Below are 14,723 nucleotides of genomic sequence, written 5' to 3'. Positions count from 1 at the left end.
GTGGGATACAGGCGCACCCGAAAAATTCACCAAACAGTAGCGCCAATTTCCGAAACCTGCGTCATCAACCCGGGGATTTTCATGGATTATTTCATCATCGTCGCGGTCACCGTGGCCGGTTTGTACTTCCACTGGTGGCTGTACGTACGAATCAAACGCTGGATGGACCGCGACCTGGCGCTGTCCCTGGCGGGGCAGGATGAGCAGAAAAAGACCTACATGCTGCAACAATTGGCCCGCGCCCGGGAGCAAGGGGTCAAGCGCCGGGACTTGCCGCAATGGCTTAAAACCGCTGCGGCAGGTTACCCCGATGCTAAGGCGCCAGACGCTCGCGCGTCCAGTTCGCCCCTTGCAGGCGGTAGTTGAGGCGATCGTGCAGGCGGCTCGGACGCCCCTGCCAGAACTCGATGCGCTCAGGCAGCAAACGATAACCGCCCCAATGCTCCGGGCAGTGCGGTTGGCTGTCGCTGAAGCGTTGTTCGGTGGCCTTGAGCAGGTCGTCCAGCTCACCACGCCCTGCAATTACCCGGCTCTGGGGTGAAGCCCAGGCGCCGAGACGGCTGCCCAGCGGGCGAACCTGGTAATAGGCGTCCGACTCCTGCGCGGTGACCTTCACCACTTTGCCCTCGATGCGCACCTGGCGCTCCAGGGCCGGCCAGAAAAACGTCATGGCCGCAAATGGATTCGCGGCCAGTTGCTGGCCCTTGGCGCTGTCGTAGTTGGTGAAGAACGTGAACCCCAGGGCATCCAGGCCCTTGAGCAGCAGGATCCGGCAGTGCGGGCGCCCTTCTGCATCCACCGTCGCCAGGGTCATGGCGTTGGCCTCCACTGGGGCCTGCTCGGTTTTCACCGCGTCGGCGAACCATTGGTGGAACAGTGCAAACGGCTCGGCCGGGGCTTGTGCCTCGGTCAAGCCGTCGCGGGTGTAGTCGCGGCGCATATCAGCCAGAGGTTGGGTCATGGCGCGTTCCTTGTGGTTAGCCCATCACTGCTTGGGGGTATCGGCGGCCGCGACTTTCTTGGTATCGGTGGCGGCTTTGGCCGGTTGGGTTTTCTTCGCCGGGGTAGTGGCCTTGGCAGGGACCTTCTTGGCAGGCGCCTTGGCCACGGCTTTTTTGGCCGGTGCTTTTTTGCTGGTCGGGGTCACGGCTTTTTTCGCCGCAGGCACTGGGGCCGGGGCCACGGGTTTCACGTCCTGGGCCGCCACCAGCGTCACTGGCGCAGGGGCCGGCATGTTGTATTTGCTCAGCAGCGCAACCATGGTGTTGGCCGGCGTGACCAGCAGTTCCACACGACGGTTCAAGGCACGCCCTTCCACACTATCGTTGGCCGCACGTGGCGCCACTGCGCCCATGCCGCGCAGCATCAGGCGATCACGTTGCAGGCCGCTGAGACGGAAAATCGCCGCCACGGACTGGGCTCGCTCCTGGCTGAGCTTCAAGTTGGCCGGTGCGGCGCCCGAGGTGTCGGCGTGGCCGAGGATCAGCACGGCGGTCTTCGGGTCGGCTTCAAGGATCTTCGCCACGCGGGTGAACGGCCCTAGGGTCACGGGCAGCAGCATGGCCGGACGGTCCGGGTTGAAGGAGCCGTCCACGGGCGCGGTGACCACCAGCACGTTGTCGCGGCGCTCGAGTTGGAGCTTGCTGTCCTGGATGGCTGTGCGCAGCTTCGGCTCGTAGTCGTCGAGCCAGGCCTGGGTGACTTTAGGATCGGGCATCGGCACCGCCTTGGCGGTTTCCTGATCCTTGCCGCCAAACGGCCACCACCACTTGCCGTTACTTTCGGCTTCGGCCTTGGCAACGGCCGGCGCCTTGGCTTCAGGCTTGTCCTGGGGTTTGACGTCATCTTTCTTCGCAACGTCGGCCGCATCATCGGAAGAGAACGGCCACCACCAGTGGGTGGCGCTCTCGGCCTTGGCTTGCGGTGCGACGGCGGCCGGTTTCAGAGGCGCAGCTGGCGCCGTGTCCTTGGCTACGACCTTGTCGGAAGAGCCGAACGACCACCAGCTACCGCCGCCCTCGGCATCATTTTGTGGGTTTTGTGCGCAACCGGTGATAGCGAAGCACAGCGCCAGAGCGAGGGTTTTATTCGATGACATTGGATATCCACAAAATGATGTAAATGGAAAATAAAGGCCATGTTTTGGCCGCATAAACAGTCGCTTGGAAACTGAAAAGGCCACGAGGTTCCGGTGCCCGCCGCCTTCAATGGCGTTTTATAGACAAGTGGCAAGTACCCTCGCAAGGTTCTGCGCGCGCGGGTCCATCAATACGTAAGGCCCGAGCGTGTTGGTTACGAAGCCAAAAGCCACATCATGCTCCGGGTCGGCGAACCCCATGGAGCCCCCGGCCCCCGGATGACCGAACGCCCGTGGGCCGAGGCCATAGGTCGCATTCGGTACATCCGGCTGGTCGAGCATGCAACCCAGGCCGAAACGGGTCTGGGTCAACAAAGTCTTGTCCTCGCCGAAGCTGTGCTGGCGAGTCAGTTCGTCGAGCATTTCACCTTCGAGCAGGCTGCCATCCAGCAGCCCCGCATAGAACCCGGCCAGGCTGCGGGCGTTACCGTGGCCGTTGGCCGCCGGTTGCTGCATGCGCCGCCACTCCGGTTTGTTGGTACTGGTCATGATCGACGGCGGATTGGTGAAGGCCCGGGTGGTCATGGCCGTCGGCTCGCGCATCGTCACCTGCAGCAGGCGTTGGGCCGCGGCATCGCCGACGTTGCCTTTGCCACGGGCGATGTGGGCCACGCGATGAAACTCCTCGTCGGCCAGGCCAACGTGAAAATCCAGGCCCAACGGCTTGGCAATACGGGCCACGATGGACTCCCCCGGGCCACGCCCATCGGCCCTGCGCAACAGCTCGCCAATCAGCCAGCCGTAGGTGATCGCGGCATAACCATGACCCTCACCCGGCGTCCACCAAGGTGTTTCGGCGGCCAGGGCATCGACCATGGCTTGCCAGTCATAAAGCGCTTCGGGCGGTAGCAATTCACGTAGCGCCGGCAACCCGGCCTGATGACAGAGCAATTGGCGCAGGGTAATGGATTGCTTGCCGGCTGCGGCAAACTCGGGCCAATAGCGGGCTACCGGGACATCCAACTGCAACTTGCCTTCGGCCACCAATTGCAGGGCAGTGACGGCGGTGAAGGTCTTGGTGCAGGAAAACAGGTTGGCAATGGTGTCGCTGTGCCAGGCTTCATGGCCATCCTTGTCGGCGGTACCGGCCCACAGATCGATCACCGTGCGACCACCCACCTGGATGCACAACGCCGCGCCGCGCTCCTGGGGATTATCGAACAGCGCCGCGAACGCTTCACGCACCGCCTCGAACTGAAGTTCATAATGGCCTTGAATCTGCACCCGTAACTCCCTTGAAACAAACACTTTTAAGGTGGCTGGCATTGTTTCAGCCATTAGGGTTTTTGGGAACCGTCGCAAGACGGCTGGCTAAGCACGCCCATGGCAAGAAGAACCTGTGGGAGCAAGGCTTGCCCGCGATGAGGCCTGTGAGGTCTTTCTGAGACCGAGGTACCTTCATCGCGGGCAAGCCTTGCTCCCACAAATACATTGCTTCACCGTGAAGTTGCAGCAGCCTCAGGAAATCTCCCGCCGAAACGGCGGCAGCGCGTTGAGGATCGCCTTGCCATAGCGCTGGGTTACCAGCCTGCGGTCGAGCAAGGTGATGGTGCCGCGGTCTTCTTCGGTGCGCAGCAACCGGCCACACGCCTGGACCAGCTTCAGCGAAGCGTCCGGTACGGAGATCTCCATGAACGGGTTGCCGCCTCGGGCTTCGATCCACTCGGCCAGCGCGGCTTCCACCGGGTCATCGGGGACCGAGAAGGGGATCTTGGCAATCACCACGTGCTCGCAATAGGCACCGGGCAAGTCCACGCCTTCGGCAAAACTCGCCAGGCCGAACAGCACGCTGGAATCCCCACCATCGACCCGCGCCTTGTGTTTGTTCAGGGTTTCCTGCTTCGACAGGTTGCCCTGGATGAACACCTGCTTGCGCCAGTCACGGTCAAGGCCGTCGAATACGTCCTGCATCTGTTTGCGCGAGGAAAACAGCACCAGGGTGCCCCGCGAGCCTTCCACCAGTTCTGGCAGGTCGCGGATGATCGCGGCGGTGTGAGCGGCAGCGTCCCGCGGGTCGGCCTTGAGGTCCGGCACCCGCAGCACGCCAGCATCGGCGTGGTGGAAGGGGCTCGGGACCACGGCGGTCACGGCTTTCTTCGGCAGGCCGGCGCGCATGCGGAAGCGGTCGAACGTGCCCAGGGCGGTCAGCGTGGCGGACGTCACCAGCGCGCCATAGGCCACGTTCCACAGGTTGCGACGCAGCATTTCCGCCGCCAGGATCGGGCTGGCATTGACCTCGATATCGAACAGCGAACCGCTTTCGGCCAGGGTCAGCCACCGCGCCATCGGCGGGTTGTCTTCCGGGTCTTCGGCGGTGAAGGCCGTCCACAGCTCCCAGTTGCCCTGTGAGCGGGACAACAGGCTGCCAAACAGCGGGTACCACTCCTCGGCCTGGTTGCTGGCGATACCGATGTTGACCTCGCCATCCATGCCTTCCTTGAGCAGGTCGGTCAGGCGTGTGAACAGGTCGGTCAGGCGCGAGAAACCTTTCTTGAGCTCGATGCCCATTTCGCGCATGTGCTCGGGGACCACCCCGCCAACAAACCGGTGGCGTGGCCGATCGCGGCCCTCGACGTCTTCACCAGGCTTGAAGTCGGCCACTTGTTCACAAGCGGTGAACATGAACTGCTGGTTCGTCTTGATTTCCCGCGCCAGCTCCGGCACTTGCTCGATGAACTTGCCCAGGTCACCCGGCAATGGATGCTGGGCCAACAGTTTGGTGAGGTTCTTGGCGGTGGTTTCCAGCCAGTCGGCAGTGGAACGCAGCCGGGTGTAATGGGCGAAATGACCGATGGCCTTGTCCGGCAGGTGATGGCCTTCGTCGAACACGTAGATCGTGTCGCGCGGGTCCGGCAGCACCGCACCACCGCCCAGGGCCAGGTCAGCCAGGACCATGTCGTGGTTGGTGACGATGACATCGACCTTGCCCATGCCTTCGCGGGCCTTGTAGAAGGCGCACTGGCCGAAGTTCGGGCAATGCCGGTTGGTGCACTGGCTATGGTCGGTCGTCAGGCGGGACCAGTCGGCGTCTTCCAGGGCCGTGGACCAGCTGTCGCGGTCGCCGTCCCATTTATTGCCGGCCAGCTTCTCGATCATGCTGGTGAACAGCTTCTGGCTGGCCTCGTCGACTTCGATCTTGAAGCCTTCTTCTTCGAACAACTGGGCCGTGGCGGTCTGCGCGTGGCCTTCCTGGAGCAACATGTCGAGCTTGGACAGGCACATGTAGCGCCCACGGCCCTTGGCCAGCGCGAACGTGAAATTCAAGCCGCTGTTGCGCATCAGGTCGGGCAGGTCCTTGTAGACGATCTGCTCCTGCAGGGCGACGGTGGCCGTGGCGATCACCAGGCGTTTGCCGGCGGCCTTGGCCGTGGGAATCGCCGCCAGGCTGTAGGCCACGGTCTTGCCGGTACCGGTGCCGGCCTCCACCGCCACGATGGCGGGCTCGCCACTGCGCCGGCCTTCGTCGTCGGTGTCGATGTCACCCAGGACTTTTGCCACTTCGGCAATCATCAGGCGCTGGCCATATCGCGGCTTGAGGCTCTTGGCTTCGAGAAAACGCGAATAGGCGCCCTGGATCGTGGTTTTGAGTTCGGTGCTGATCATGAATGGTCGGGCGCAAAAAACGCTGGATAAATTTTCAGTGGTTCGGATCGGCGGCTATCATACCCCGCTAATGAATCCTGCGCAGAACGGAGTAACCCAATGACATCCTTTGCCCTCGTCTACACCCTGCATTTACTGGCGGCCCTGGTCTGGGTCGGCGGCATGTTCTTCGCCTGGATGATCCTGCGCCCCGCCGCAATGACGGCGCTTGAGGGCCCTGCCCGGCTCAAGTTGTGGGTAGAAGTGTTTCAGCGTTTTTTCGTCTGGGTCTGGGTCGCCGTGGTGCTTTTGCCGATCAGCGGTGTAGGCCTGATCCATGTGCGCTTCGCCGGTTTCGAAACCGCGCCGCGGTATGTGCAGGTGATGATGGGATTGTACGTGGTGATGACTGCGCTGTTTATCCGCATCCAGAGCCTGCAACTGCCGGCATTGCGTAGCGCCGTGACGGCGCAGGACTGGCCGACGGGTGCGGCGGTGCTGGGGAAGATTCGGCGGTTGGTGGGGATCAACCTGTTGATCGGGTTGCTGGTGGTGGCGATTGGCGCGGCGCGGCCGATGTTCTGAACATCACATAAAACCCTGTGGGAGCGAGCTTGCTCGCGATGACGGTGTATCAGGCAACACTTCATCGACTGACACAACGCCATCGCGAGCAAGCTCGCTCCCACAGTTTCAGATCAGGTTTTTCTTCAGAACCGCTGCACCGTCACCGTCCCCGCCGCTCCGGCAGGCCCTGGCTGGCCATCGGCGCCAGGACGGCCGCTTTTGCCGCCGTCAGCCGTATAGACCAGGCAGCCCTTGGCCTTGCCACCGGCCCCGGGCTTGCCGCCGCGCCCTGCCGCGCCACCGGCACCGCCGTCCACCGTCACTTTGATCTGCTCGGCAGGATAGCCGCGGGGCAGCTCAAGGCGTACCAGCGCACCGGCCGCACCCGGCTGGCCATCGCTGCCATTACTGCCGTCGGCGCCGCGACCGGCCGAACCCCAGGTACAACCCGGCGCCTGGCCATTGGCACCGTCAAGACCGACGAAACCCGGTGCACCGGTGCCGCCACGGGCATCCACCGACAACAGCGGCGCATTCAAGGTATTGAAACGCAGGTTGAGATCGCGCCCCGACCGCGCGGCCTTGGTATAGGTACCTGGTGCGCCGCGTGAAGTGATCTGGCTGCCCTCGGCCAGCTCAGCCTGGGCCACTTTCATTTCCAATACCTGCTGCGCCGGCACGATGGCAATCCGTGCTTCACGTCCCAGGTGCAATTGGTCGATGGTCAGTTCCGTGACATTGGAAGGCACCAGCAGCGTGCCGTAGTCGGCCACGTCCAGTCGCTCAAGGACCAGCGCGCTGGTGGTGTTGGGCAGGCGCATCAACGAATGGCTTTCGACCTGGACCACCTGGGCCGAAGCCCACGGGCATACGAGTGCGGCGAGCAGACACAATTTACGCATGGGAAGCCTCTGGCGCGGTCGGGAGGGTTTGCAAATGGAAGATACCGAACAGCAGCACTCTGAGGCGATCACGACCAGGCGCGGGGCGGCCACGGAAACTGGCCCTGAACAACAGCAGTTCCAGCAGATGGAGCACCAGCAAAAACGCGCCGGCGACATTGACCAGCAGATGCAGCGGATGGACGAACGGCACGACCAGATTGACCAGCACCACCAGCCAGAACAGCAGGGTCAGCAAGCGCCCCAGCCCCCAAAACACCTTCATACGCCCCCCTGATCGGGAATTATTCTTTGCGCGCACAGTAACGGCTTGCGCGCAGGATAAGCCAGAGGGCCAGGCAAATTTAATCTGACCCGAGCCCCGGATCGCCTTCCCGACGACCCGGCAGCCCTGGCCCGCGCTTCAACGCTGGATATGCAGCTCGACCCGACGGTTCTGCGCCCGCCCTTCGTCGGTCTCATTGTCAGCCACCGGCTCGCTTTCGCCTTTGCCTTCGCTGGTGAGTTTGCCGGGGGCCAGCCCCTGGGTCAGCAAATACTCCACGACGCTGCTGGCCCGACGTTCAGACAGCCCCTGGTTATAGGCATCACTGCCGACGCTGTCGGTGTGACCCACGACCCGGATGCTGGCGACATTGGCATGGCTGAGCTTGCCCATCAGCCCATCGAGCTGGCTTCGAGCATCTGCGGTGAGGTCGGATTTGTCGAAATCGAACAGTACCTTGCCGGCGTCGTTGAGGGTGATGACCTCGCTAGCCGGTGCTTCAGGCTCCACGGGCGGGGCGCTGGCCGGGTATTGCGGCACCGGGCAACCGTGATGCTCGACGGGGGTATTGGCCGGCGTATCGGGACAACGGTCGCGACGGTCGAACACCCCGTCGTCGTCTTCATCGCCATCCTGGGCATAGCAGATCAAACCACCGCCCAGCAGTCCCAGTGCGGCGCCGCCGGCGGCCCAGCCACTGCTTTCAATGGCCCCCAACCCACCGCCAACCAAGCCGCCGATCAGGCTACAGATTGGCCAGGTGCGTTGATTGAGAGGTGCGCTACCGTCGCTGTGAGTGGCGCAACCGGACAACAAACTGCTCGCCAGCAGTACCGGTAAGGCGGCCCTGATTAGAACGTTCATGATGAATGCTCCTGTGTCACCGGCCCATACCGGTCACACAGGAGTAAAGACCCGCATCCGCAACTCTACAAGCCGCGAATGGCAAGGGTTTCAGCGGTTTATCTTGATTTCCGTGCGACGGTTCAGCGCGCGGCCGTCGGCAGTCTTGTTATCGGCCACCGGCTGGCTCTCACCGGCACCGGACACCGAGACAAAACTGGACTGCGGCACGCCGTTGTCGACCAGGTATTTCACCACCGAGTTGGCCCGTTTCTCCGACAGTTTCCGATTGTAGGCATCGCTACCAACGCTGTCGGTGTGGCCGATGACCCGCAGTTGCGTGGTGGACGTTTCCTGTTTCAGCCGGGTCGCAACGCCGCTCAGGACATCTTTGTCGGCCGGGGTCAGCGTGGCTTTGTTGAACTCGAAGTGCACATCGCGGATCACGATGGTTTCTTCCTTGACCACTGGAGGTACGTCAGCCACCGGTGGCGGTGGAGGTGGTGGGCAACCGTCGGCATCGACCTGTACGCCCTTCGGCGTACCCGGGCACTTGTCGCGGCTGTCCGGCACGCCATCGCCGTCTTCGTCGCCGTCACCATGGGCCCAGCACCAGCCCGCCGCCACAGTGCCGGCCACCAGCGCTCCCGGGCCGATCCAGGAACTGCTTTCGATCGCGCCCAATCCCGCGCCGACGACACCACCAGTGGCCGCACAGATCGGCCAGTCGGTTTTCTGCAAACCTGCGCAACCAGTCAACACACTGGTTAGCAGAACCAGGGGTAACGCTGTCCGAACTATGCTCATCGGTTTTCTCCTTGAGGGATCGGCTTGTCGCCGATTGAGGGGAGTAAAGACCCGTCTTCGAATCTGCGCCAGCCTGAGCAATCGCGGGTTTTCGCCCCGTGTTTGCGAAGATTCCGCACGTTCAGGGACAAACCGCTCTAGGCCACGATGTCCGGGCAGGCTATCGTTGTGGTTCTGACTGAGGAACTTCGATGACCGTTGCCATTTCTGCGCGTACGCCCCAGCAAGCCCTGGCGGCCGTGCTTGACCGTTATGCCCCGCAAAAACTGCTGTTGATCGGTGCCAGCGGCTTTCCCGCGCTCGAAGCATTCCAGCAGGCCCATCCCGACACCGAAGTGGTCCACGCCGGCCCCGGCGCGCTGCCGGCGGACGTGGCGGCGCGGCGTTTCGACCTGGCCCTGGCGCTCGATTGCCTGGAGCATTTGCCCAAGCGCGAGGGTCTGAACCTGTTGGGCGGCATCCGCAATCTCAATGCCAGCCGCATCGCCGTGCTGGCAGACCTCAACGCCTGCGGCTGGCAAGAGACAGACTTTTTTTCCCTGGCCCTGCAAGCCAGCGAGCGATTCCAGCGCGAAGATCAGGTGCTGACTCTGTTTACCTACGATCTGCTTGAATACAAACAAGTCCCCGACTGGCTCAACTCGCGCTTTTGGGCCAACCCGGAAAATTTTGGAAAATATTGGTGGTAACCGTGAACACAACCCTACACACACCCATTTGCCCCTGTGGCAGTGGCAACCCACTGGACGCCTGCTGCGGCCATTACCACGACGGTCACCCGGCGCCCTGCGCCGAAGCCTTGATGCGCTCGCGCTATAGCGCCTACGTGTTGGGCCTGGTGGACTATCTGGTCGCCACCACCCTGCCCGCCCAGCAGCCAGGCCTTGATCGCCAGTCGATCAGCGAGTGGAGCGCCAACAGCACCTGGTTGGGGCTGGAAGTGGAAAGCAGCGAAGTGCTCGGTGGTCAACCGGAACACGCCTTTGTCACGTTCACGGCACGCTGGCACGACGGCCAGGGCGAGCACAGCCACCGCGAGCAGTCCTCGTTCGTGCAGAACAGCGGGCGCTGGTACTTCATCGACCCGACCGTACCGGTCAAGACGGGCCGCAACGACGGCTGTCCGTGCGGTAGCGGGCATAAATTCAAAAAGTGCTGCGCCGGCTACTTCAATCGTTGAATTCAGAAACGTCCGACACTCGTCCATCGGCCCATAGGGCTAGACTGGGGGTAAACCAGAGGCTCGGACATGACCGCCACATCACTCCTGCTGCGCATCACCTGCCTGCTGCTGTTCGTCGGGCTCGGCGGTTGCGCGTCCTGGCAAGGTGAAGAAGCCCCTGAGCCACAGGTGCACCTGGTCAAGGTCGAGGTGGTGCGGGCCCGGCTGCTGGAACAGAAGTTCATACTGCACTTTCGCGTCGATAACCCCGGCGACAGCGACCTGACCATCCGCGGCCTGACGTACCGCATCCACCTGGGCGACCTGTTGCTGACCGAAGGTGAGCATGAACACTGGTTCACCGTGAGCCCCCGGCACAGCGCCTACTTCAAGGTGCCGATCCGCACCAACCTGTGGCCGCAGGTGCGGCACGTGGTGAAGTTGCTGGAGAAACCCCGGGAACAGATCCCCTATCGTCTGGAAGGTGAGCTGGAAACCGGATTATTCATCGCTCACTACGTGCACCTGGAACGCAATGGCGTGATAATCGCCGCCGATTTTATTGCGGAGTAACCCCGATGACCCAACAACCCCACGTCCATGGCCCTGATTGCAACCACGATCACGACCATCATCACGATCATGACCACGGCCATGTCCACGGTCCGAACTGCGGCCACGCCCACCAGGAACCGGTGCGCAACACCCTGAAGGATGTCGGCCGCAACGATCCTTGCCCGTGCGGCAATGGCAAGAAATTCAAGAAGTGCCACGGGGCTTGAGGGTCCGGGCGAAAAACTTTTTCGCCTGTTAGACCGTCATCGCGAGCAAGCTCGCTCCCACAGGGGATTTGCGGTGAGGCGATATTTAATGATCGCCGAAGAATCAATGTGGGAGCGAGCTCGCTCGCGATGAGGTCAGTACATTCACTGCTTATGTATCAGCCCGCCTCCAGAATCCGCTTCACAGCGACCACCGTCGCATACTCGCCATGCAAATTGCCCAGGGACATGGCATGCACCTCGGCAGCCGAACGGGCGTTGCCGAAGTAATCGCTCTTGTCGAAGGTAAAGCAGGCATCCTCGGCCACCCACGTGTCGAATCCCAGGTTGCCGGCCGTACGCCCCGTGGACTCCACCGAGTTGTGCGTCGCCACACCGACGATCACCAGTTGCCCGATACCCACCCTGCGCAGGTCTTCCTCCAGGCGCGTGCCACTGAACGCATCCGGTACCTGTTTCTGCACCAGCCATTCCCCCGCCCGCGGCTCGAACCGTGGCTGGACCTCTACGCCCGTCTGCCCCGGCCAGAATACCGAGTCCGGCGAGCGGGACAAGTGGTGGACGTGAATCACCGGTCGCGCCGTGCGTCGCCATAACGCCAGTAGCTCCAGCATGCGCAGCTCTGCCTCGGGGTTGTTGCGAGGACCGAGCCTGGGGTGAAGGATGCCTTTTTGTTGATCGATGAGGATCAGCGCTGCGTTGTTTTGGAGCTCCATGCCGGTTTTCTCCTCTCGGTCATTGAATCGTCCACACTTGATCATCACCTCTTCCTACAGGCAAGCCTTCGAGCAAAAGCGATGACCCGGCCCCGGAGTTTCATCGCCAAACCAACAAATAACCCTCGCCCCGCTTGCGCGGCCCCCTCCTGCTCACTAACGTAGCGCCTTTATTGGTGCCACCCCCCTCCCGCAGGAGCTTTGCCATGGCCTCGCCAGCCTCGATTTCCCTTATCCCCCGGCTCGGCGTTGCCGCCGCAGTGGCCAGTGTGCTCGGTTTGAGCGGATGCCAGGCCTGGAATGCCCAGGACACTGTCCCGCCGACTTCCGGTGTGCAACCGCTCAAGGGGCTGGCGCAGAACGTCTCGGTCCGGCGCAATGCCACGGGCATGCCGCTGATCGAAAGCAACAGCTTCCATGATGCCCTGTTCACCCTCGGCTACGTCCACGCCAGCGATCGCATCACCCAGATGGTCACCCTGCGCCTTCTGGCCCAGGGGCGGCTGGCAGAGATGTCCGGCGCCGAACGGCTGGACGTCGACCGCTACATGCGCGCCGTCAACCTGAAGAAAAACGCCGACGAGCTGTACAAGGCGTCTTCTCCACGGCTCAAGCGTTTCTTCGAAGTCTATGCCCGCGGCGTCAACGCCTACCTGTTCCGCTACCGCGACAAGTTGCCGTCGGACCTGGCCGCCACCGGCTACAAACCCGAATACTGGAAACCGGAAGACTCGGCGCTGATGTTCTGCCTGCTGAATTTCAGCCAGTCAGCCAACCTGCCGGAAGAAATCGCCAGCCTGGTTCTGGCCCAGACCGTCACCAACGACAAACTCGCCTGGCTGAGCCCGTCCTACCCAGACGAACCACTGCCCGTGGCCGAGGCTGACAAACTCCAGGGCTTGCGACTCAACGGCCAGATTCCGGGCCTGAACGAGATCAGCAAGGCCACCAGCCAGTTGGCCGAGCTGAACCTTTTGAGCGCTGCGTCTTCGAGTAACTGGGCCATCGCGCCGCAACGCAGCCGCAGCGGCAAGAGCCTGCTGGCCAGTGACAGCCATGGGCCGCTGGGCATGCCGGGGCTGTGGAGCCCCGTACAGATCCGCGCGCCCAAGTACCAGGCGGCCGGGATTTCCGTGGCGGGCATTCCGATGATCCTGGCCGGGTTCAACGGCAAAGTGGCCTGGAGCATGACCAGCGTACTGGGGGACAACCAGGACCTGTTCCTGGAAAAAATCCGCCGCCAGGGCAACAGCCTGTCCTATGAAGTCAACGGCAAATGGCAGCCGGCAATCGTGCGCAACGAAACCTATTTCATCAAAGGCCAGCGGCCGATTCGTGAAGCGGTGTTCGAGACCCGCCACGGCCCGCTGCTCAACAGCGCCCAGGGCCCGGCGATGGCCAACGGCTTTGGCCTGGCCTTGCAGACGCCGAGCTTGAGCGACGACAAGACCCTGGATGCTTTCTTCGACCTGTCCCGGGCGCAGAACGTCGAGAAAGCCTCCGACGCCAGCCGGGAAATCCGCGCCATGGCGGTGAACCTGGTATTTGCCGACGCCAGCCATATCGGTTGGCAAGTCACCGGTCGCTATCCAAACCGCCGTGAAGGCGAAGGCCTGTTGCCGTCGCCGGGCTGGGACGGTCGCTACGATTGGGACGGTTACGCCGACCCCATGCTACACCCCTACGATCAGGACCCGGCCCAGGGCTGGCTTGGCACGGCCAACCAACGGGTCATTCCCCACGGCTACGGCATGCAACTGTCCAACTCGTGGGCCGCACCGGAGCGTGGCGAACGCATGGCCGAACTGGCCGGCGCGGGCAAGCACGACACCCGCAGCCTGACCGCCATGCAATATGACCAGGGCACAACGTTCGCGGCCAAGCTCAAGAAAGTCTTCGAAGCGCCGGGCATGGCCCAGCCGCTCAAACAGGCGATCGAAGCCCTGCCAGTGGCTGACCGGGCCAAGGCCCGCGAGGCCTACACGCGCTTGATGGCATTCGATGGCCGGCTCAGCCCGACCTCCGCCGACGCGGCGATCTATGAGCTGTTCCTGCAGGAAAGCATGAAGCAGATTTTCCTCGACGAGTTGGGCCCGGACAGCAGCCCGGCGTGGAAGGCGCTGGTCGCCAACGGCCAATTGTCCTACTCGGCCCAGGCCGATCATCTGCTGGGGCGTGAAGACAGCCCGTTCTGGGACGATGTGCGCACACCTCAGAAAGAAGACAAGGCCGTCATCCTCGCCCGCAGCCTGGCCGCCACCATCAGCGCCGGTGAAAGCCAGTTGGGCGGTGACCGCAAGGCTTGGCAGTGGGGCCAGTTGCATCGCTACGCGTGGAAGAACAGCAACGGCCAGATCGTACGTGGCCCGCTGCCGGCCGGTGGCGACGCCAGCACGCTCAACGCCGCAGCGTTCGCTGGGGGGCAGGATTTCAACACCAACCTGGCGCCAGCCATGCGTTTTATCGTCGACTTCGGCCAGCCTGAACCGATGATGATCCAGGATGGCGCCGGACAGTCCGGCAACCCGGTCAGCCCGAACTATGCCAATGGCATCGATCCGTGGATCAAGGGGCAGTACCAGAGCCTGCCGTTGCAATCGCAGAATTTCGATCGGGGCTATGGCAAGACGCGGTTGACCCTGGTGCCTGGCAAATAACTGCAACCTGGGGCTGGAGATAGGTTTTTTGTGGCGAGGGAGCTTGCTCCCGCTGGACTGCGAAGCAGGCCCCTGCGTGTCTTCAGGCAGAATGCATCAGCCGGTTTACGACTGCTGCGCAGCCGAGCGGGAGCAAGCTCCCTCGCCACGGTTCTGGGTCTGGACTGACGCCATCGCGAGCAAGCTCGCTCCCACATTGGCTTTGTGTCGAATCGCCATACCAAATTCAACACCGCCCCCCTGTGGGAGCAAGCTTGCTCCGGGCGGCGATCCGACGATGGCGCCAGCCCATCCACCCCGAAA

16 protein-coding genes are annotated in these 14,723 nt (G+C 62.7%); 7 read left to right on the top strand and 9 right to left on the bottom strand.

Annotation, left to right across the window (positions count from 1 at the left end):
- Window positions 1-81 precede the first annotated feature (81 nt).
- A complete protein-coding gene (locus LOY50_RS06205) occupies window positions 82-366 on the top strand; it encodes a hypothetical protein (protein ID WP_253472012.1) in 285 nt (94 codons plus the stop codon).
- Here LOY50_RS06205 and pdxH read toward each other — a convergent pair.
- The 4 genes from pdxH to dinG all read right to left on the bottom strand — a co-directional run bounded on the left by pdxH (window position 314) and on the right by dinG (window position 5,740).
- Window positions 314-961 carry a pyridoxamine 5'-phosphate oxidase gene (gene pdxH / locus LOY50_RS06200; protein WP_072343206.1) on the bottom strand — a complete coding sequence of 216 codons (648 nt, stop codon included), beginning with the start codon at window positions 959-961 and terminating at the stop codon, window positions 314-316. The genes LOY50_RS06205 and pdxH overlap by 53 nt on opposite strands.
- A gap of 24 nt (window positions 962-985) precedes the next feature.
- The gene (locus tag LOY50_RS06195; RefSeq protein WP_258690477.1) at window positions 986-2,098 is read right to left on the bottom strand and encodes an OmpA family protein; all 1,113 of its coding nucleotides are present in this window, start codon (window positions 2,096-2,098) and stop codon (window positions 986-988) included.
- A gap of 117 nt (window positions 2,099-2,215) precedes the next feature.
- On the bottom strand, window positions 2,216-3,361 hold the full coding sequence (locus tag LOY50_RS06190) for a serine hydrolase domain-containing protein (RefSeq protein WP_253472008.1): 1,146 nt from the start codon (window positions 3,359-3,361) through the stop codon (window positions 2,216-2,218).
- A 234-nt stretch (window positions 3,362-3,595) separates the two neighbouring features.
- Complete coding sequence (gene dinG, locus LOY50_RS06185; RefSeq protein WP_253472006.1) at window positions 3,596-5,740, bottom strand: ATP-dependent DNA helicase DinG; 2,145 nt, start codon at window positions 5,738-5,740, stop codon at window positions 3,596-3,598.
- 99 nt (window positions 5,741-5,839) lie between these two features.
- Here dinG and LOY50_RS06180 point away from each other — a divergent pair, with 99 nt between their 5' ends.
- On the top strand, window positions 5,840-6,304 hold the full coding sequence (locus LOY50_RS06180; RefSeq protein ID WP_258690476.1) for a CopD family protein: 465 nt from the start codon (window positions 5,840-5,842) through the stop codon (window positions 6,302-6,304).
- A 125-nt stretch (window positions 6,305-6,429) separates the two neighbouring features.
- Here the strand turns inward: LOY50_RS06180 and LOY50_RS06175 are convergent, their stop codons facing one another.
- The 4 genes from LOY50_RS06175 to LOY50_RS06160 form a co-directional block, all read right to left on the bottom strand.
- Entirely contained in the window at window positions 6,430-7,188 is a 759-nt protein-coding gene (locus tag LOY50_RS06175) for a collagen-like protein (RefSeq protein ID WP_258690475.1), read from the bottom strand.
- On the bottom strand, window positions 7,181-7,453 hold the full coding sequence (locus LOY50_RS06170) for a DUF1145 domain-containing protein (protein WP_063322681.1): 273 nt from the start codon (window positions 7,451-7,453) through the stop codon (window positions 7,181-7,183). Before LOY50_RS06170 ends, LOY50_RS06175 begins: the two co-directional genes overlap by 8 nt.
- Before the next feature lie 138 nt (window positions 7,454-7,591).
- The gene (locus LOY50_RS06165; protein ID WP_253472002.1) at window positions 7,592-8,317 is read right to left on the bottom strand and encodes an OmpA family protein; all 726 of its coding nucleotides are present in this window, start codon (window positions 8,315-8,317) and stop codon (window positions 7,592-7,594) included.
- A gap of 90 nt (window positions 8,318-8,407) precedes the next feature.
- Window positions 8,408-9,103 carry an OmpA family protein gene (locus LOY50_RS06160; protein WP_214511605.1) on the bottom strand — a complete coding sequence of 232 codons (696 nt, stop codon included), beginning with the start codon at window positions 9,101-9,103 and terminating at the stop codon, window positions 8,408-8,410.
- A gap of 191 nt (window positions 9,104-9,294) precedes the next feature.
- Between LOY50_RS06160 and LOY50_RS06155 the strand changes: the two genes are divergently transcribed.
- From LOY50_RS06155 to LOY50_RS06140, 4 genes are all read left to right on the top strand, one after another.
- A complete protein-coding gene (locus LOY50_RS06155; RefSeq protein ID WP_214511604.1) occupies window positions 9,295-9,792 on the top strand; it encodes a DUF6231 family protein in 498 nt (165 codons plus the stop codon).
- 2 nt (window positions 9,793-9,794) lie between these two features.
- Entirely contained in the window at window positions 9,795-10,283 is a 489-nt protein-coding gene (locus LOY50_RS06150; protein WP_258690474.1) for a YchJ family protein, read from the top strand.
- Window positions 10,284-10,352: 69 nt separating this feature from the next.
- On the top strand, window positions 10,353-10,838 hold the full coding sequence (locus LOY50_RS06145) for an LEA type 2 family protein (protein WP_258690473.1): 486 nt from the start codon (window positions 10,353-10,355) through the stop codon (window positions 10,836-10,838).
- Window positions 10,839-10,843: 5 nt separating this feature from the next.
- On the top strand, window positions 10,844-11,047 hold the full coding sequence (locus LOY50_RS06140; RefSeq protein WP_047228413.1) for an SEC-C metal-binding domain-containing protein: 204 nt from the start codon (window positions 10,844-10,846) through the stop codon (window positions 11,045-11,047).
- A 158-nt stretch (window positions 11,048-11,205) separates the two neighbouring features.
- Here the strand turns inward: LOY50_RS06140 and LOY50_RS06135 are convergent, their stop codons facing one another.
- Window positions 11,206-11,763, bottom strand: a complete 558-nt coding sequence (locus LOY50_RS06135; protein WP_258690472.1) for a cysteine hydrolase family protein — start codon at window positions 11,761-11,763, stop codon at window positions 11,206-11,208.
- 206 nt (window positions 11,764-11,969) lie between these two features.
- Here LOY50_RS06135 and LOY50_RS06130 point away from each other — a divergent pair, with 206 nt between their 5' ends.
- Window positions 11,970-14,420, top strand: coding sequence for a penicillin acylase family protein (locus LOY50_RS06130; RefSeq protein ID WP_258690471.1), 2,451 nt, complete (start codon window positions 11,970-11,972; stop codon window positions 14,418-14,420).
- Window positions 14,421-14,723: the final 303 nt, after the last annotated feature.

It is taken from the genome of Pseudomonas sp. B21-010 (assembly GCF_024749325.1).
GTDB classification, from domain to species: domain Bacteria; phylum Pseudomonadota; class Gammaproteobacteria; order Pseudomonadales; family Pseudomonadaceae; genus Aquipseudomonas; species Aquipseudomonas kilonensis.
The sequence above is the reverse complement of the archived record's forward strand: the minus strand, read 5'-3'. Positions and strand labels throughout refer to the sequence as shown.